Annotated in this window: 23 protein-coding genes and 1 pseudogene; all 24 read left to right on the top strand. The window is 29.6% G+C overall.

The window, feature by feature from the left end:
* The first annotated feature begins 2 nt into the window (after positions 1-2).
* On the top strand, positions 3-761 hold the full coding sequence (locus AACL15_RS05095) for a hypothetical protein (RefSeq protein WP_339034024.1): 759 nt from the start codon (positions 3-5) through the stop codon (positions 759-761).
* Between the two features lie 223 nt (positions 762-984).
* Positions 985-3,261 carry a lipoprotein gene (locus AACL15_RS05090; protein ID WP_339034022.1) on the top strand — a complete coding sequence of 759 codons (2,277 nt, stop codon included), beginning with the start codon at positions 985-987 and terminating at the stop codon, positions 3,259-3,261.
* Positions 3,262-3,266: 5 nt separating this feature from the next.
* Positions 3,267-7,538 carry an ABC transporter permease gene (locus AACL15_RS05085; protein ID WP_339034020.1) on the top strand — a complete coding sequence of 1,424 codons (4,272 nt, stop codon included), beginning with the start codon at positions 3,267-3,269 and terminating at the stop codon, positions 7,536-7,538.
* Between the two features lie 211 nt (positions 7,539-7,749).
* On the top strand, positions 7,750-8,058 hold the full coding sequence (gene rpsJ, locus AACL15_RS05080; RefSeq protein WP_020834754.1) for a 30S ribosomal protein S10: 309 nt from the start codon (positions 7,750-7,752) through the stop codon (positions 8,056-8,058).
* A 51-nt stretch (positions 8,059-8,109) separates the two neighbouring features.
* A complete protein-coding gene (gene rplC, locus AACL15_RS05075; RefSeq protein WP_422398394.1) occupies positions 8,110-8,835 on the top strand; it encodes a 50S ribosomal protein L3 in 726 nt (241 codons plus the stop codon).
* A 19-nt stretch (positions 8,836-8,854) separates the two neighbouring features.
* Entirely contained in the window at positions 8,855-9,481 is a 627-nt protein-coding gene (gene rplD, locus AACL15_RS05070; RefSeq protein ID WP_339034017.1) for a 50S ribosomal protein L4, read from the top strand.
* The gene (rplW, locus tag AACL15_RS05065; protein WP_339030104.1) at positions 9,481-9,765 is read left to right on the top strand and encodes a 50S ribosomal protein L23; all 285 of its coding nucleotides are present in this window, start codon (positions 9,481-9,483) and stop codon (positions 9,763-9,765) included. Before rplD ends, rplW begins: the two co-directional genes overlap by 1 nt.
* Positions 9,766-9,824: 59 nt before the next feature.
* Entirely contained in the window at positions 9,825-10,667 is an 843-nt protein-coding gene (gene rplB / locus AACL15_RS05060; RefSeq protein WP_339034015.1) for a 50S ribosomal protein L2, read from the top strand.
* Positions 10,668-10,679: 12 nt separating this feature from the next.
* A complete protein-coding gene (gene rpsS, locus AACL15_RS05055; RefSeq protein ID WP_339030108.1) occupies positions 10,680-10,949 on the top strand; it encodes a 30S ribosomal protein S19 in 270 nt (89 codons plus the stop codon).
* Between the two features lie 26 nt (positions 10,950-10,975).
* Positions 10,976-11,311: a 50S ribosomal protein L22 gene (gene rplV, locus AACL15_RS05050; protein WP_339030110.1), complete on the top strand. Its 336-nt coding sequence runs from the start codon at positions 10,976-10,978 to the stop codon at positions 11,309-11,311.
* Between the two features lie 16 nt (positions 11,312-11,327).
* Positions 11,328-12,035, top strand: a complete 708-nt coding sequence (rpsC, locus tag AACL15_RS05045) for a 30S ribosomal protein S3 (protein WP_339034013.1) — start codon at positions 11,328-11,330, stop codon at positions 12,033-12,035.
* Between the two features lie 2 nt (positions 12,036-12,037).
* A complete protein-coding gene (gene rplP, locus AACL15_RS05040; protein WP_053946583.1) occupies positions 12,038-12,451 on the top strand; it encodes a 50S ribosomal protein L16 in 414 nt (137 codons plus the stop codon).
* A gap of 20 nt (positions 12,452-12,471) precedes the next feature.
* Positions 12,472-12,855: pseudogene (gene rpmC, locus AACL15_RS05500) on the top strand (50S ribosomal protein L29); the annotation flags it as partial.
* 1,004 nt (positions 12,856-13,859) lie between these two features.
* Positions 13,860-14,117, top strand: a complete 258-nt coding sequence (gene rpsQ, locus AACL15_RS05030) for a 30S ribosomal protein S17 (RefSeq protein ID WP_339030116.1) — start codon at positions 13,860-13,862, stop codon at positions 14,115-14,117.
* An 18-nt stretch (positions 14,118-14,135) separates the two neighbouring features.
* Positions 14,136-14,504, top strand: coding sequence for a 50S ribosomal protein L14 (gene rplN / locus AACL15_RS05025; RefSeq protein WP_339034009.1), 369 nt, complete (start codon positions 14,136-14,138; stop codon positions 14,502-14,504).
* A 13-nt stretch (positions 14,505-14,517) separates the two neighbouring features.
* Entirely contained in the window at positions 14,518-14,835 is a 318-nt protein-coding gene (rplX, locus tag AACL15_RS05020; protein ID WP_339034008.1) for a 50S ribosomal protein L24, read from the top strand.
* A 17-nt stretch (positions 14,836-14,852) separates the two neighbouring features.
* Positions 14,853-15,407, top strand: a complete 555-nt coding sequence (rplE, locus tag AACL15_RS05015) for a 50S ribosomal protein L5 (protein ID WP_339034006.1) — start codon at positions 14,853-14,855, stop codon at positions 15,405-15,407.
* Positions 15,408-15,426: 19 nt separating this feature from the next.
* Positions 15,427-15,612: a type Z 30S ribosomal protein S14 gene (locus AACL15_RS05010; protein ID WP_053946578.1), complete on the top strand. Its 186-nt coding sequence runs from the start codon at positions 15,427-15,429 to the stop codon at positions 15,610-15,612.
* 18 nt (positions 15,613-15,630) lie between these two features.
* Entirely contained in the window at positions 15,631-16,020 is a 390-nt protein-coding gene (rpsH, locus tag AACL15_RS05005; RefSeq protein WP_339030124.1) for a 30S ribosomal protein S8, read from the top strand.
* A gap of 16 nt (positions 16,021-16,036) precedes the next feature.
* On the top strand, positions 16,037-16,579 hold the full coding sequence (rplF, locus tag AACL15_RS05000; RefSeq protein WP_339034003.1) for a 50S ribosomal protein L6: 543 nt from the start codon (positions 16,037-16,039) through the stop codon (positions 16,577-16,579).
* A 23-nt stretch (positions 16,580-16,602) separates the two neighbouring features.
* Positions 16,603-16,953 (top strand): 50S ribosomal protein L18, encoded by a 351-nt coding sequence (rplR, locus tag AACL15_RS04995; protein WP_339034001.1) that lies wholly within the window; start codon positions 16,603-16,605, stop codon positions 16,951-16,953.
* A gap of 17 nt (positions 16,954-16,970) precedes the next feature.
* On the top strand, positions 16,971-17,621 hold the full coding sequence (rpsE, locus tag AACL15_RS04990) for a 30S ribosomal protein S5 (protein ID WP_339033999.1): 651 nt from the start codon (positions 16,971-16,973) through the stop codon (positions 17,619-17,621).
* Positions 17,622-17,637: 16 nt separating this feature from the next.
* On the top strand, positions 17,638-18,075 hold the full coding sequence (gene rplO, locus AACL15_RS04985; RefSeq protein WP_339033997.1) for a 50S ribosomal protein L15: 438 nt from the start codon (positions 17,638-17,640) through the stop codon (positions 18,073-18,075).
* Positions 18,076-19,506, top strand: a complete 1,431-nt coding sequence (gene secY / locus AACL15_RS04980; RefSeq protein ID WP_339030133.1) for a preprotein translocase subunit SecY — start codon at positions 18,076-18,078, stop codon at positions 19,504-19,506. It begins immediately after the preceding gene.
* Positions 19,507-19,516 lie beyond the last annotated feature (10 nt).

Genomic DNA, 19,516 nt, shown 5'->3' with positions numbered 1-19,516 from the left:
TAATGAAAAAAGTTAGAAGTAATATAAACTTAATAATTATTTTTATTCTTCTTTTTTTAACATTTCCTATTCAAAATATTTTAAATCAAAAAACTAATATAATTATATTGTCACTATTAGTTAATATAACTTTAATCATGATTTCTTTGTATTTTATCTCTAAATTTATTTCAGATTTATTAAAATTTATTGAAAAATATAATCATGAAATATCAAAAAAAAACTTGATAAGGTTAAGTTTGCTAAATAATAATTTTAAATTTTATATAACAATTTCAGTTACATTTCTATTTTTTGTTTTTTCAATAACTCAAACTTATATTTCAATTGAAAGAACAACATTAATGTCAATGGAAATATATTGATGGACAAATTACAAATTAGATAAAATAATTAATTTAGATTATATAAATATATTATTTTTTGCTCAATTTGTTTTAATAATTTTTCTTTTATTATATTCATTTTTTTATATTATATTTTTTCTTTTCATTTATTTTGTAATAAAAACTGTTTCAAAATCAAATGAAGATTTAAATCATCTTATTTATAAGAAATCAACTAAACTGAATTTATTTTTGAAGGTGTTTATCAAATATTTAAATAATATTAAATTACAAGATAAAAAAATTAAAAATAGTTGAAAAGAAATAATAATTTTAATTAGTAATATTAAATCAGATGAATTGAAAAATTTTAAAAAGGCAACAACCCCTCCGCTTTTTTTAATTAAAATTTTTTGGCGTTCTTTAAAACAATAACTTAGATTTATTAAAATGGGCAAAAATTTAAGTATAGAAAAATACAGAGTATAAAAGGAAATAAAATTATTTTAAATAACACAATAATTTAAAAATTAAAGGGTAAATAATAAGGAAGATAAACTATGGAGTTTTAAATAAATGAGTATAAAAAGAAAATAATACTTAATGAAAATTAAAAACTGAGTACTTATTGAATAAAAGAAAAAGGAGATTTTTAATTATGAAAAAATTACTAAATATATTAGCATCTGCAACCTTAATTGGTTCAACTGCTACATCAGCGATAGCCTGCGGAAATGGTGGGGGTCCTAAGCCTCCTGTTGATCCAGAAATTCCTGTTGATCCAGAAAAAAATAATTTGCAAGAAGAAATGTTAAGGGGAGCAGAATTTATTTCAAGACTTATAGTTGGAGGAAGGCACGAAAACTTAAATTATAATATTAATGAAATATTATCAATATTTTTAACACCAACCCCAACAGCATTAAATATGCCTACCTCTTATAAATATAATAATCAGAGTATAAATATGTCAACAAATATAAGTAGATTTAAAAACTACTTGGCGCCTTCTTTAAATTATTACAATGGAGATAACTATGCAGGAATGTATGCAAGTTATATTATGGGAATGTATGAAAATAGCTTTTATAATACTATGATAAATGGCGATGATAATGATATAAATTATTTTAAAGATACATTCTCAAAATCTGGTAATCAGGGATATAACAAAAGCGATAATAATGCTATGGGTTATGCAGCAGGATTGGGGAAAAATATTAATTTATCAAAAGATGAGCAAAGAAAAAATTTAGCATGAGGTATTCAGGATACGGGAGCCTTATCAAATTACTTATTAAATTTAGGATTTGATGGAGCTAATCCTACGGACACAAATGGCACAACTTCTCCTAAAACAAGTGCAAAGGAAAAAACTGGAACAAATGGAGGTGGATATGCATGATATAATTCTATTTTAATGAATAATGGTGCTAAGAAAAGTACAGACTATAATGAAGGAAGTATTATAAAAACAGGAATTCCACTTACAAAAGGAAAGTTACAAGGTACAGACTTTAAAAAGGCAGATAATGAACTTAAGTCAAGTATAAAAGGTATTTATTTTAATTCTACTGGAGCATTAATTACAAAAGTTGCAGGAGAGCAAAATATAAATGGTTTCATTAGCTTATTTGCTTCCATGTTAGAAAATATATCAGATACAAAAAATGGAGCCTTAATTTTATCAGAGTTCATGAATATTTTATTTCCCTTAATTACTGATGGTTCTTTTATGTCCACTCAGTCAATAATGCAAAAAGTTGGAATGTCACTTATTACAGGGGTTTGAGATGGAATTAAAAAAATAGACAACTCTTTAATATACGATGATGAAGATTTACTAAATAAAATTAGCGAATTAGATAAAGTTCCAGGATCTGGTATTCTTGATACAGTTAAATTAAGTAATTTTTATGCTGTTGCAAAGAGAGATAAAGATGAACAAGGGACAAATGCAAAAGATATTATTTATATAATAGAAGAATTAATTAAATTGTATGAAAAATCAGAAAATAAAGTAGATTTCAATGAAAAATTCTTTATTAAACAAAATTCTCCTTTTTATAAGGCATACGAATCAATAATGCAATATATTGGAACAGATAATTGAAATAAATCAATAATAGGTGAAAATAATGATGGTGGTATTAATTTATTAAATTTTGCAAAGGGAGCCTATTCAATGATGATTGACAGAGAAACTATTTATAAATTTGAAACTATTATAGAAGAATTTAAAAATGAAAAAAGTTTTAGAGATCTTACAAATGTTCAAAAAAATAGATATTTAGATTTAATAGGATGATCAGAAGATGGATATAAAAAAGGAGAATTAGGAGCAAGAATGTATAATGCTTTTACAAATAAGGAAGTAATAGGACAAAAAGATTTTTCAGATTTTTTTGCTGGTTTCAAAGATTATGTTTCAAATGCAATGGGAAAAGTTCATGAGCCAGTATTAAAGTATTTAGTAGATGATAAATACTGAAAAGTTAATGATTTTACAATTAATACAACAAGTAATACTCAAAAAGCAGGTAAAATGGAATTTACACTTGATTATACAGGTAATGGAGATGTTACTTCTAATGCTTCACAACAAACTAAAAAGGTTGAAGTAGGGAATAAATTTAATCCATACCAAACTATTGCAAATTATCAATCAGATATTATAAATGAATTAGGAGATATTTTGGACCCTGAAAAAATAAAAAATTCAGGTAAAATTTTAGGCTTGCAACAAGGTGTAATAAAAGAGGAAAACCTAGTTAATTATGATGGACTTGGTAATTATCAAGATTATGAACCTGTTAAAAATTCATATAAAATTGTTTGAGAAAATATTTCAAATAATGAAAACTCACCATACTGAATAATTACCTCAATAAGATCATTTAATGCAAATGGACAAGAATTCTATAATATTTATTAATAAAAATGCTTTTATTTAAAAATGGCTTAAGAAAACTATTAAAAGATTATGTCCAATTTGGAATATATTTAGTTCTTATCACAATTGCTATTATATTTACTTCAACTTTTGGAATAGTTTCTTCAAATTTAATTAGAACTAATAATGAAATAAATAGAAATTTTGAAAAGTATGACTATTCCTTTAGATACACTTCAAGTGCTTATAAATCTAATGATACTCAAACTTTTACTCCATGATTTGCATTTAATAAAAAAATAATAGGTGATGAAGAAGGTAATTTTTTTCCAACACTTAGTTTTGGAAGAGATGGTGTGTTGAAAAATTATATTTTTATAGATGGTTGCAAAACTAGTGAAAAAGAATGTTATGAATCTTCCATAGTACAAATTAATAATGAGGATTATATAAATTTTCATTTTGGAGATTTGGAATCAAATTATGGAGTTGAAAGTGAAAATAGTAGTATTTTGCCAACAAGTGATCAAGCAATTACAAATTATAAGAAATCTAAAAAAATTGAAATAGTCAAAAGTGGAGAGTTTGGAGATCTTTATAGATTTAATTTAAACTCTGAGGATTTTAAAAAATCTTTAATTGGAAAATTATACTCAAAATATAATAATTTTGAGGACAAAGAATTATCTCAGGATGCTCAAAAAGCTGCTCTAGATATTTTTGATTTTATGTTCTATTTAAATAATTCTGTGTTAACAGAAGTAATTAAAAAAGATATTATTGAGATTTATAATAAAAGTAAAAATAAAAAAAATGATATAGATAATCATTTTAGTGAAACTGTATTAGGAGAAATAGATGATAATGGAAAATATAAGTTCTCAATTATTGAACCTAAACTTAAAGGCAAAGTTACTGTTGAGGAAAATAATCTTTTTAAAGAAAGAGCAAGTTTTTTTATAAAAAAATTTGATTCTACATTAATATTTAATACAAACCTAAATCAAAATGGGTATGAAATTTTAGATAATAAAATAACTCAAAGAAATTGATTTGCAAATTATTTTAGCTTATTAGGAAATTTAACTAACTTTAAAGTCAGATTAACTAATGAAGTAGTAAAGTGAGATTCAAGTGGTAAAAAATTTAGATATATCTCAGCTTTTTATAATAATAAAAAGCTAGGAAGTGAGCTTTTTGATGTACACTTTTATAATGAAGATATATTTAAACTATATAAAAGAACATATAATAAAAATAGCTTTACTGGAAATTCATTTGTAACATCTAGTGGATATTCAAAATATAATAAAATGCAATTAGGAAAAAGTTATGATATTTTTAATCCTGCTAATTCAAAAGGAAATTATGTGATGGATGGAGTAGGTGTTGATTCACTTAATGTTTATCCAACGATATACGAAGAAGACTTATTAACAAATCAAGAAAACGAGGCTATTTTTTATATAAGTAATTCCTTATTTAATAGTCAATTTAATAAAGAGGGAGAAGAGAAAAGTTATCAAGATGTAAGTAGAACTTATTTAACATATCAAAAATCTGATAAAAGCTCCATTGAAAAGGATATAAATTTATTTAGAACTTATTTTGCAGATAATATTTTGAATCTCGGTAAAATTGAGGAAAATATTAATAATGAAAATTATTCTGAGAATTTATCAAGAGCAAATATTGAAGCATACAAAGATACAAAGCTATTAAATATGAGAAGTAGCTTATTTCCAGGAGTTGTAAAAGGTTTTTTTTCTTTAGCAATAATATTTTGTTTAATTTTTGCAAGTGCCTTAGCTTTTGTTGTTTATACTATTTTTAAAAAGACTTTGGTTTCTCAAAGAAGTCAAATAGGAAACTTAAAGTCTCTTGGAGTTTCAAATAGTAAAATAATATTTAACTACATTTTATATATGGCACTTCCAATTTTTGTATTAGTTCCAATAGGTTGATTTATTAGTTTATTTTTACAAGGTTCTTTAATGGGAATTTTTGAAAGATACTTTAATATTCCTTCCATTTTCTCAATTAACTGAAGACTTTTATTAGTAGAATTATTTGTTTTTTTAGCGATTGTTAGTTTGATTGTATTTTTGACTAGCTACTTTACTGTAAAGCAATCACCACTAATATTATTATCACCAAGTAAAAGTCATAAGCCAAATATTTTTTTATCTAAAACATTCTCAAAAATGAAAAGAATTAGTTTTACTTCAAAATTAAGACTTGTAATATTATCAAGTGCAATACGGGATTTAGTTGTGTTCTTTTCAATCTTACTGTTTTCAAGTTCTGTAATAACATTAGCATCTGTTGCACCAAATACTATGAAAAACATGTCCTATGAATACTATAAGAATATTAAATATAATAATGACTTTAGTTATTCAAATGTTATTATAAACAATCCATTAACAAGATATTCATTTTATCAAATGGATGAAAGCAATAAGAGCCAAAGTAATATAGAAGCTTCCTTATTTAATACATTAGTAAAAACTGAGGATAATGATTATAAAACATTGTTTGAAAAAGATTATTGAAATACATCGATTGGTACAGCTCAAAAATTTAGAACATATTTTCAAGAGATATTAATTAATAATCTTCTTACCTTTAAAGGTGGGGTTTTATCAACAGGCATCATGGATAAATTAGTAGAGGTTGAACCCAAATTATTAGGTGGAACAATTGTAAATAATAATTTTAAAACTATTTCTTGTGAAGTTATTCCACAATTATTTGGTCAGGCAAGTATTAGTGAGGGAAGTAATTATAATGATTGTATAAAAAGTGTTTCTAATAATATCCTTCCATCTACTATAAAAGAACTTTGAGATAAAGATGATAAAGAGTTTAAAAATTTCTCATTTAATTTTTCAACTGTTTCAGTTGATAAAGATTTAGACCAAATGTATACAAGAGTTGAATCAGTTATTGATAATAATAAACAGGCAAGGTACATCATTTATGGTTTGGATTTATTAGAAGAAAACTCAAAGAATTTATTAATAAAAAATGAAAATAAAATTAAATATAAGAGTTCTCTAGACTATATTCCAGTATTAATCAATAAAAAAGGTGAGCTAGAGGGGTTAAAAATTGGAAGTGAGTTTAATCTAAAAATCTCACAGAATTTATTGGCAATGGTTGGTGAAAATGATTCAATAAATCAATTGGATTATAATTTATGAAAATTTAAAGATAAAAACTTATTTGAAATGGATTTGGATAAGTTTACTTATTCAATTAATCATGATTTTTATTTTAAGAAAGGTAGTACTTACGAGCCATATTATAATATGGCGGATGTTCAATTGTCACTTCCAAAAAAATTACTTAATCAAGAATTATTTGATGAGGTTAATAAAGAGTATCAAGAATATTCAAATAAAGAACTAAACTCAATTTATAGAGAAGAGTCAGATAGTTATGTAGTTAATCCTTTTGATATCTATAAATATGAAAATGGTGTTCCAACTGAAATAGGAATAGAGACATTATTAGGTGGAACAAACAGTTGACTAAATATTGCATTAAAAAAAGGTTTATTAGTAAATAAAATTGTAGACTCTACACCAAGGAAAGCAAAAGTAGTAGGAGTAGAGGAATTGTATGATGGAAGTAAAATATATATGGATCAATTATATGCAAATGAACTAATGGGTGTAAAAGAAGGTTTTGATACTAGAAGAGAATTTGAGAATGGTTATTCAGTAAATATTTGAAGTAATGCTAAAATGAGTTCAAATATACAAAATGCTGATCAAATGCAAAGAATTTTATTATCACCATTTAATGCAAATAATACAACGGATGGATTTTCAAAATATATGGACCAATCAATTGGTTATACAGACTATATTCAAATGAAAAAAATGGCCATGAGTAATCTAATTACTTCAGTAATATCTATATCTGTTATATTTGTTTCGTTATCTTTAATAACAGCTATTATTATAATTTATTTGATTACTGAAATGTTTATAGGAAGATATAAGCGATTTATGAGCTATATGCGAATTCAAGGATATTCAATGAGAGAAATTAACTCAATTATTATGTGAATATTTTTACCTATAGCTGCAATTGGTGTGACATTGGGAATAACAATTATTTGACTTTTATTAAGTTATTTAGTCCCTCAAATATTGCTTTCAATTGATATAGCAGTCCCTATGATAATGGGCTGAACAATTATGCCTATTGTCTTTATTGTGGGATTGGCAATATTCTTATTAGGTTATACAGTAATTATGTTATCTATTAGAAGAGTTAAATTAGCTTCTTTAATAGGAAATGAGTAGAGATTAAAAATCGACTTTGGTCGATTTTTCTCATTTTAAAAGTTAAAAAAATGAGAAACTGTTCTAAATTCTTATTATTTATTTAATTTAATCTTTTTTAATTTTCTTATTGCTTTTCCATTAATGTTGTGTGATAATTGGAAAGCATGTATATTTTATGTTCATTTAGACAACACACTGGAAAGGGTTGTCAATGTTGAAGGAGGACCTAATGGCTCAACAAAAAATAAAAATTAAATTAAAAGGTTACGACCACGCTATTGTTGATCAATCAATTGCAAAAATTATTGAAGCAGCTGAATCAACTGGAGCTAAAGTTCGTGGACCAATTCCATTACCAACAGAAAAGCAAATTATAACAATATTAAGAGCTACTCATAAATATAAAGATAGTAGAGAGCAGTTCGAAATGAGAACACATAAAAGAATACTTGAGATAGTTGAACCGACACCAAAAACAATGGACTCATTAACAAGAGTTCAATTACCAACTGGTGTTAACATCGAAATTAAATTATAGTAGACGATCAAGATATACATGAACATCATAAAAAAAACAGGAGGAAATATCATGAAAGGAATCTTAGGGCGTAAGTTAGAGATGACTCAAATCTTTAGTGAAAATGGTAAATTAATTCCGGTCACTGTTATTGCAGTAGAACAAAACACAGTTTTACAAGTAAAATCAGTAGAAAAAGACGGATACCAAGCATTAAAATTGGGAACAATCGATAAAAGAGCTAACTTATTTAATAAACCAGATATGGGTCAATTTAAAAAAGTTAACTCAGAACCTAAGCGCTTCGTAAAAGAAATCAGAGATATGGAAGGATACGAAATTGGTGCAGTAATTAATGCAGCCGACGTATTCAACGCTGGTGAATTTGTGGACGTTACAGGTATATCAAAAGGTAAAGGATTTGCAGGAGCAATTAAAAGACATAATTATTCAAGAGGACCAATGGGTCATGGGTCAGGGTATCATAGAGGTATCGGGTCAATGGGAGCAATTATTAACAGAATCTTCAAATCTAAAAAAATGGCAGGTCACATGGGACATGAACAAGTGACAATCCAAAACTTAGAAGTAGTAAAAATTGATGCTGAAAAAAATTTAGTTTTAGTTAAAGGATCTGTTCCGGGTCCAAGAAAAGGCTTTGTTGTAATTAAACAAAACGTTAAAGGTAGAAAAGCGCAAGAGGCTGTTTCATTGTTATCAAGAAACAATGCTACTAAAGCTGTAGTTGAACCAACTCCAGCTCCTGTAGTTGAAGAAACAGCTCCTGCAGCTGAATAATTAGGGGGAAAGAATTAACATGAAAGCAAAAGTTTTAGATGTTAAGGGAACATCTCTTAAAGAAATTACATTAAACGATAAAGTTTGAGGTGTAGAGCCTCATCAACAAGCTATTTTTGATACAGTTGTTTCACAACAAGCTGCATTAAGACAAGGAACAAGAAAAACAAAAACTAGAGCAGAAGTGCGTGGTGGAGGTAGAAAACCTTGAAGACAAAAAGGTACAGGACGTGCCCGTCAAGGATCAATTAGATCTCCACAATGAAGAGGTGGGGGAATTGTATTTGGTCCTACACCAAACATTAACTACAAAAAAGCTGTAAATAAAAAAGTTAGACAATTAGCAATTAAAAGTGCTTTAAGTATTAAAGCAAAGGAATTGAATTTAGTAATTTTAGATAAATTTGCATTCTCAAAACCTTCAACAAAAGAAATGCTAAGTGTTATGAAAAATATTAAAATTGAAGATCAAAAGACATTAATAGTAACTAAAGAACACGAAGAAATAGTTGTTAAATCAGCAGGTAACATTCCAGGAGTTAAAACATTAGACTTCCAAAAAATGAATATATTTGATTTATTAAATGCAACAAAATTGGTTGTTACTGAAGATACTGTTAATAAAATAGAGGAGGTGTATGCATAATGCATTTAACACAAGTTATTAAAAAACCTTTGTTAACTGAAAAGACTTATTTAGGTCAACAAAATGGTGCGTACACATTCATTGTTGATAAAAAAGCTAACAAAACTCTAATTAAAAAAACATTCGAAGAAATATTTAAAGTCAAAGTTAAAGATGTAAGAACTATGAACTATGACGGAAAAGAAAAAAGAATGGGTAAATATGTTGGAACAAAAGCATCTTTTAAAAAAGCTGTAATAGTATTAAAAGATGGAGAAACATTAGATATCTTATCAGACTTATAAAATTAAGAAATTAATTATTAAGAGATGGAAAAGATTAGGCGAAAACAGGAGGATATATTATGCCAATCAAAAAATATAAGCCTACGACCAATGGTCGTAGAAACATGACTAGCTTAGATTATAGTATCCTTACAACTTCAAAGCCGGAAGGTTCATTAGTTTCAAAACTAAATGAAAAGGCTGGAAGAAATAATCACGGTCAAATAACTACTCGCCATAAAGGTGGAGGACATAAAAGAAAATATCGTATCATCGATTTCAAACGTAATAAATTGGATATTGCTGGAAAAATCGCAACTATTGAATATGATCCAAACAGAAATTCATTTATTTGTTTAGTAAATTATATTGATGGGGAAAAAAGATACATCTTATTTGCAAAAGGAATGCAAGTAGGACAAGAAGTAATTTCTAGTGAAAATGCAGATATCAAAACTGGTAATTCAGCACCACTAAAAAATATTCCTGAAGGAACATTAATTCACAATGTTGAATTAAGACCAGGAAAAGGTGGACAAATTGCACGTAGTGCAGGAAGTTCAGTACAAATTTTAGGTAAAGATGAAGAAGGTAAATACATTACTTTACGTTTAGGTTCAGGAGAAGTTAGAAAAGTACTTGCCGAATGTTATGCAACAATTGGTGAAGTAGGAAATGAAGAATATAATTTAGTAAACTGAGGAAAAGCTGGAAGAAATCGTTGAAGAGGAATTAGACCAACTGTTCGTGGTTCTGTTATGAACCCAATAGATCACCCTCACGGAGGGGGAGAAGGTCGTGCTCCAATTGGACGTAAAGCTCCATTAACACCATGAGGTAAAAAAGCTCTTGGTGTAAAAACACGTGATAAAAAGAAAGCTTCTACTAAATTAATAGTAAGAAGAAGAAATGATAACAAATAGGAGGATTATGAAATGTCAAGATCATTAAAAAAAGGTCCCTTTGCAGATGACTATTTAATTAAAAAAGTTGAAGCAATAGGTGAAAAAAAAGAAATTATTAAAACTTGATCACGTCGTTCAACAATCTTTCCAAGTTTTGTTGGTCACACATTTGGAGTTTACAACGGGAAAGAATTTATCACAGTTTATGTTACAGAAGATATGGTAGGTCACAAATTAGGAGAATTTTCACCAACACGTAAGTTTGGTGGTCATGGTGATGATAAGAAAAAGAAAAAATAATCATTAGGAAATAGGAGTTTCAAAATATGGAAGCAAAAGCAAAATTAACAATGATTAGAATCTCACCAAGAAAAGTTAGACTAGTAGCGGACACTATCAGAAGTAAAAAAATATCAGAAGCTGTAGCAATTCTTCAAAACCAAGACAAAAGATCTTCAGAACCAGTATTAAAATTATTAAATTCAGCTGTAGCAAATGCTGTTAACAATAACGGTATGGAAGCCGATCAATTATTTGTTAAAACAATCTTCGTAAATGAAGGACCAACATTAAAACGTTTTAGACCAAGAGCTCATGGAAGAGCTTATGAAATTTTGAAAAGAACTAGCCATATTACAATAGTGGTTAGTGACGAAAGATAGAAGGGAATTATAGAGTATGGGACAAAAAGTATCTCCAAATGTTTTACGAATAGGTATTATTAGAGGTTGAGATAACCGCTGATATGCTGAAAAAGGTGAATATGTTAAGTGATTGCATCAAGATATCAAAATTAGAAAAGCTGTTGAAAAACAATTAAAAAACGCTGCTGTTTCAAAAATTGAAATCGAAAGAACTAAAAAAGAAATCACTCTAGTAATTCGTTCTGCACGTCCAGCTATTGTTCTTGGGCAAGAAGGAAAAAATGTTGAAAATATCGTTTTAACAGTTAGAAAAACAATAAAAGATAGAAAAGCTGATGTAAAAGTTAAAGTAATTGAAATAAAAATTCCAGATGTTGATGCAAAATTAGTTGCACAATTTATTGGAGAACAAATTACAAATCGTGCATCATTTAGAACTGTACAAAAATTAGCTATTAGAAAGGCTTTAAAAGCTGGAGCTAAAGGAATTAAAACTGCAGTTTCTGGAAGACTTGGAGGAGTTGAAATGGCTCGTACTGAAGGATACCTTGAAGGTTCAGTACCATTATCAACTTTAAGAAGTGATATTGATTATGCTCTATATGAAGCAAGAACTACATATGGACAAATCGGGGTTAAGGTTTGAATTAACCACGGGGAAATTATAGGAAAACAAAACCAAAACAATTCGAAAGCGATTGAGGACAAAAAGTCTCAAAGAACACCAAGGGAGGTTAAATAGTTATGTTAATGCCCAAAAGAGTTAAATTCCGTCGTCCTCACAGAGTGAGTTACGAAGGAAAAGCAAAAGGTGGAAAATTTATCGCATTTGGTGAGTACGGATTGATGTCATTAGATGGTAATTGAATTACTTCAAGACAGATAGAAGCGGCTCGTATTGCTATGACACGTTATATGAAACGTTTTGGTAAAGTTTGAATTAGAATCTTTCCTCATATGGCAATAACTAAAAAGCCATTAGAAGTACGTATGGGTTCAGGGAAAGGATCTCCTGAAGAATGAGTAGCAGTTGTTAAAACTGGCCAATTCATGTTTGAAGTTGGTGGAGTTTCAGAAGAAGTTGCTCGTGAAGCCTTACGTTTAGCAATGCATAAATTACCAGTGCGTTGCAAAATCGTTAAGAGAGGTGATGAATAATGTCTAAAGCAGTAGACTTCATGATAGAATTAAGAACAAAATCAGTGGAAGATTTAATCAAACTTGGTGAAGATCGTCGTGCTGAATTATTCGCTCTTAAATTTCAAGCTGCTGTAGGTAGTTTAGAACAAACTCACAGAATCCCTTCACTTAGAAAAGACATTGCAAGAATTGAAATGTTATTAGGTGAAAGAAAATCAGCTGGAGAAGAAGTAAATAAAACTATTAAAGCAGATTATTCAAAAGCAGTTGTTGAAGCTGAAAAAGCTGGTAAAGAAGTGCGTAAAAAACATAAGGACATGATTGAAAAACTTCAACAAGAGCAATTCGGAACTGGAGAGCAAGTTTCAGAGGATGCAATTATGACAGCAATGAAAAATGCAACTGAGGAAACAAAAGAACCAATTGAAATAGAAGTTAAAGAAGAAAAACCAGCTCCTGCTCCTAAGAAGGAAGTGGTTGTTGAACCTAAACCAGCTCCTGCTCCTAAGAAGGAAGTGGTTGTTGAACCTAAACCAGCTCCTGCTCCTAAGAAGGAAGTGGTTGTTGAACCTAAACCAGCTCCTGCTCCTAAGAAGGAAGTGGTTGTTGAACCTAAACCAGCTCCTGCTCCTAAGAAGGAAGTGGTTGTTGAACCTAAACCAGCTCCTGCTCCTAAGAAGGAAGTGGTTGTTGAACCTAAACCAGCTCCTGCTCCTAAGAAGGAAGTGGTTGTTGAACCTAAACCAGCTCCTGCTCCTAAGAAGGAAGTGGTTGTTGAACCTAAACCAGCTCCTGCTCCTAAGAAGGAAGTGGTTGTTGAACCTAAACCAGCTCCTGCTCCTAAGAAGGAAGTAGTTGCTAAACCTAAACCAGCTCCTGCTCCTAAGAAGGAAGTAGTTGCTAAACCTAAACCAGCTCCTGCTCCTAAGAAGGAAGTAGTTGCTAAACCTAAACCAGCTCCTGCTCCTAAGAAGGAAGTAGTTGCTAAACCTAAACCAGCTCCTGCTCCTAAGAAGGAAGTAGTTGCTAAACCTAAACCAGCTCCTGCTCCTAAGAAGGAAGTAGTTGCTAAACCTAAACCAGCTCCTGCTCCTAAGAAGGAAGTAGTTGCTAAACCTAAACCAGTTAGTACAAAAGTAAATAGCAAAGTGGTTCCAGCTGGAGAAGCAAAAGCAACTGGAAAAGGAAAAGCATCATTAAAAGATGTAAATATTAAATCTGTTAAGGTTGGGGTAATTAAAGGTGATGGTATTGAAGGTATTGATTTGAAACTTTCAAAAAAACCAGCTAATGCTAAAACATATACGTTTGGATCAAATGTAGTAGAAGCAAGAAGACAAATTGAAGAAGCTAATAAAAAGTTAGCTGAAAGAAAAGCAGCTAAGCAACAAGCAGCAAAATCATTAATTAAAGGAGCTAAATAACCATGGAAAGAAATTTAAGAAAAACTTATACTGGTAGAGTAGTTTCAGACAAAATGGATAAAACTATTACCGTATTAGTTGAAACATATAAAAACCACCCAATTTACAAGAAACGTGTTAAGTATTCAAAGAAATACAAAGCGCACGATGAAAATTCGAGTGCTCAAATGGGAGACAGAGTTGAAATTATGGAAACTCGCCCAATGAGTAAAACTAAAAACTTTAGACTTGTTAGAGTTGTTGAAAAAGCAATTATCTAATTTCAGAGGTACGACAGAATGATACAAAATGAATCAAGATTAAAAGTCGCTGATAACTCAGGTGCTAAAGAAATATTAGTTATTCGTAATTTAGGTGGAAGTGTTAGAAAATTCACAAATATTGGTGATATTGTTGTTGCAACTGTTAAATCAGCAGCTCCTGGTGGAACTGTTAAAAAAGGTCAAGTTATTAAAGCTGTTATTGTTAGAACTGTAAGAGGTTTAAGAAGAGCTGATGGTACATACATTAAGTTTTCTGAAAATGCTGCAGTAATCATCAAAGATGATAAAACACCAAGAGGTACTCGTATCTTTGGTCCAATCGCACGTGAAGTAAAGGAAGCTGGATTTGCAAAAATTGCCTCTCTAGCTCCCGAAGTGCTATAGAAGGAGAACTTTTATGAATAAATCAAAAATCTTAAGAGGAGATGTCGTAAAAGTTATCGCCGGAAATCACAAAGGAAAAATTGGACCAGTAGTGAAAGTATCAAAGGATAAAAAAAGAGTTTATGTTGAAGGAATTGTTGCAATTAAACATGCTAAACCTTCACAAACAGATCAAGAAGGTGGAATGAAAGAAATACCTGCATCAGTAGATATTTCAAATGTTTCATTAGTTGATCCAAAAAATAAAAATGGCTTTACAAAAATTGGATACAAAATTGCAGATGGAAAAAAAGTTAGAATTGCTAAAAAATCTGGCGTAGAAGTTAAATAGGAAAGGGACAAGTTAATATGGCAAAAGCAAATGTTAATAGATTAGAACAAAAATATAAAGAAAAAGTCATCCCAGAATTATTTAAAGAAAAGCAATACAAATCAATCATGCAAGTTCCAAAAATAGCAAAAGTCGTTATCAACATGGGTATTGGAGATGCTGTACAAGACACTAAGAAATTAGATGATGCAGTAATCGAATTACAACAAATTACAGGACAAAAACCTCTTGTAACTAAGGCTAAAAAGTCTTTAGCTGTATTCAAATTGCGTGAAGGTATGCCAATTGGAGCAAAAGTTACTTTAAGAGGAAAAAGAATGTATGAATTTTTAGATAAATTAATTTCAGTTGCGTTACCACGTGTGCGTGACTTTAGAGGGGTACCAAAAACTAGTTTTGATAAACAAGGAAACTACACAATGGGTATCAAAGAACAAATCATCTTTCCCGAAATAGACTATGATAAAGTTAAGAAAGTTCGTGGAATGGATATCACAATAGTTACAACAGCAAACCAAAAGGACGATGCATTCTCATTATTACAAAAAATAGGAATGCCCTTCGTTAAATAATTGAGGAGAATAGGATAAAATGGCAAAAAAATCATTAAAAGTAAAACAAGCAAAAGTCCAAAAATTCAAAGTTAGAGAATACACACGTTGTGGAAATTGTGGTAGACCACATTCAGTTTTGAAAAAATTTAATCTATGCCGTGTATGCTTCAGAGATTTAGCATACAAAGGTCAAATCCCTGGTATTAAGAAAGCTTCATGATAGTGAAAGGAAAAAGAAATTATGACAACAGATGTAATCGCAGATATGCTTACTAGAATTAGAAATGCAAACCAACGTTTTCACAAAGACGTTCTAATTCCAGGAAGTAAAGTAAAATTGGAAATAGCAAACATTCTTAAAAAAGAAGGTTTCATCGAAGACTTCAAAGTTGCAGATGACTTTAAGAAAGACATTACTATAAGCTTAAAATACAAGGGGAAAATTAGAGTTATTAAAGGATTAAAAAGAATTTCAAAACCAGGATTAAGAGTTTACTCAAATTCTCATGACTTACCTCAAGTATTAAATGGTTTGGGTATTGCAATAGTTTCAACTTCAAACGGAATTTTGACAGATAAGGAAGCTCGTCACCAAAACATTGGTGGAGAGGTTCTAGCATTTGTTTGATAAGGAGAGGAATTAATATATGTCACGTATAGGAAACAGAATATTAAGTATTCCTGCCGGAGTAGAGGTTAAAGTTGAAACAAATAACGTTGTAACTATAAAAGGATCAAAAGGTGAATTAATTCAAACTTTCAGCCCTTTAATTCAAATTAAAGTTGAAGGTAGTGAATTACAAACTCTTAGAAAAAACGAACAAAAACATACAAAACAATTACATGGAACTACAAACTCATTAATTAAAGGAATGTTAACTGGAGTTAGCGAAGGATTTGTAAAAGAACTTGAAATTGTTGGGGTTGGTTATCGTGCTGCATTAGCTGGCAATAAAATTAACTTATCGTTAGGGTTCTCACACCCTGTAGAATACGAAGTTCCAAATGGAATTTTAGTGGAAATCCCAAAACCAACAGAAATTAAAATATCAGGAATTGATAAACAATTAGTTGGAGAAGTAGCAGCAAATATTAGAGCATATAGAAGACCAGAACCTTATAAAGGTAAGGGTGTTAAATACAAAGATGAAAAAATCATTAGAAAAGAAGGTAAAGCAGCTGGTAAGTAGGCTGTTGCTAAGGAGAAGTAAATATGAAATACACTAAAGCAGAAGCTAGAAAAAGAAGACATTATCGAGTAAGAAATAAAGTGTCTGGAACTAGTGCTAAACCAAGATTAAATGTATTTAAATCAAACTCATACTTCTATGCTCAAATAATTGATGATGCAAGTGGTATTACATTAGTATCATCATCTTCAATAAAAATGGGATTTAAAAACGGACGTAACATTGATGCAGCTAAAGCTGTAGGAAAAGATATTGCTGAAAAAGCAAAAGATAAAAAAATAACTAATGTAGTATTTGATAGAGGTGGATATTTATTCCATGGTAAAGTAAAAGCTTTTGCAGAATCTGCAAAAGAAAATGGTATGAAATTCTAGAAGGAGATTAAGAAAAAATGACAGAAGAAAAAAAAGTTGTTAAGACTGAATCAACTCCAAAAGTAGATTCAAACAACCAAGACAAAAGAGAAACTAGACCAAACACTAACAATAACAATAGACCTAACGGACAAAGAAGAGATTCAAAATTCAACAGAAATAGAGAAGACAACCCTTATGAAGAAAGAGTTGTTACTATCAACCGTGTTACAAAAGTTACAAAGGGTGGACGTAGATTCAGATTTGCAGCAGTTGTAGTCATTGGTGATAAAAAAGGTAGAGTTGGGTTAGGAACAGGAAAAGCTAACGAAGTACCAGATGCAATTAAAAAAGCCATTAAAGAAGCAAGAAAATCTTTAATTAGAATTCCATTAGCAGGTTCTACAGTACCTCATGATGTTATGGGACATTATGGTGCTGGAAAAGTTATGATTAAACCTGCAAGAAAAGGTACAGGAGTTATTGCTGGTGGTCCAGTTCGTGCTGTTGTTGAATTAGCTGGAATTTCAGATATCTATACAAAATCATTAGGATCAAATACACCTATCAATATGATAAGAGCTACATTAGAAGGTTTACAACAAATGCAAACACCAGAACAAATTGCAAGATTACGTGGAACTCAAGTTGAAGTTAAAAAAGAAACTAAAGAAGCTACAATAGCTTAAAAAGGAGTAATTATTTATGAAATTACATGAATTAAAATCTACACCAGGAAGTAAAAAAGATTCAACACGTGTTGGTCGTGGTATGGCTTCTGGTAAAGGTAAAACATCAACTAGAGGACATAAAGGTCAAAATTCACGTTCTGGTGGAGGGGTAAGACCTGGATTTGAAGGGGGACAAACTCCTTTATTCAGAAGATTACCTAAAATAGGTTTTACAAGCTTAAACAGAAAAGAGTTTGTATTAATTAATTTAGATAAATTAGAAACATTAGGGTTAACTGAAGTAAATCATAAAACTTTAATGGACAAAAAAATTATTAAAAATGAAAAAACATTAGTAAAAGTGCTAGGAAATGGTAAAATTACTAAGTCAATAAAAGTTAAAGTAAATAAAGTATCAAAAAGCGCTGAAGAGTTAATTAAAGCTGCTGGCGGTACTATAGAGGTGATTTAGGTGGCTGCTAAAGTTAATAAAACTAAAAAGGCTAAAAAAACTAAATATAAAAACGAATTCGCTAAAGGTGGCTTCTTTGTTAGAAACAAAGACCTTGTCAAACGAATCGTTTTTACTTTAATAGTATTAATAATAATTAGAATGGGAACTTTATTAACAGTTCCTGGAGTTCAAGTTTCAGCAAATTTTAAAGAATCAGTTGGAAATCAAGACTTTTTCCAATTATTATCTACTTTAGGAGGGGGAAGTATTGGACAATTCTCAATCTTGGCATTAGGTGTTTCACCTTATATTACTGCCTCAATTATTGTTCAATTACTTTCAACTGATGTTATTCCTGTTTTGACAAGATGAAGTAAATCTGGTGAAAGAGGAAGAAGAAAATTAGATAGGTTAACCAAGTTATTAGCAATTCCATTTGCATTAATGCAATCTGTAGCTACAATCTTTACATTAACAAGTCAAGGACTAATTGATGCTAAATGAGGTACAAATGCACAAGGAACTGGACCTGCATGATTTTATTACATATTAGTACCAACAGTAATGCTTGGTGGAACATTCTTAATGTTATGAATTTCAGATCAAATAACAATTAAAGGTATTGGTAATGGAGTTTCAATTATTATTTTTACAGGTATTGTTTCACAAATGCCAAATAACTTTACAAACACATTTAAGTTTTGAGTTGAAATAAAAGGAGAATCAACAATTCTATTTGATGGATTATTGAAATTCCTAATATATATTATTTCATTCTTATTAGTTATTTTTGTTGTTGTTTTAATGAATGAAGCTGAAAGAAAAATTCCAATTCAACAAACTGGGGCGGGATTAGTTGATACAAAAGATCACACACCATATCTGCCATTGAAATTAAATAATGCAGGGGTTATTCCGGTTATTTTTGCATCAGCTATAATTTCAACACCAATGACAGTTGCTCAAATTATTGCAGCTACAAACCCAAACAATGGTTTTGTGTTGTTTACACAAAATTACTTATCATTTGGTACATGGTGAGGAATTGCAATTTATGGAATATTAACAATTCTATTTACTTTCCTTTATGCACAAGTACAAATTAATCCTGAAAAAATTACAGAAAACTTCAAAAAATCTGGGACATTTATCCCAGGAATTAAGCCTGGAAAAGAAACTGAAAAATTTTTATCAGGGGTAATTAATAGATTAAGTATTATTGGAGCATTATTCCTTGCAGGGATTGCAGTTCTTCCCTATGTAATTTCAAAAATTACAGCTTTACCATCTCACTTAGCAATTGGAGGAACAGGTTTAATAATTGTAATTTCTGTTGCAATTCAAACTGTTCAACAATTAAAAGGTAGATTGATTCAACAATCATTCTTGGATAAAAAACAAGATAAATTTAGTGAAAATGAAACTGCCTATAATTCACATATTTGATAATAAGGAGAAA

This window comes from Spiroplasma endosymbiont of Cantharis rufa, assembly GCF_964019665.1.
GTDB lineage: Bacteria > Bacillota_I > Bacilli_A > Mycoplasmatales > Mycoplasmataceae > Spiroplasma_A.
The sequence above is the reverse complement of the archived record's forward strand: the minus strand, read 5'-3'. Positions and strand labels throughout refer to the sequence as shown.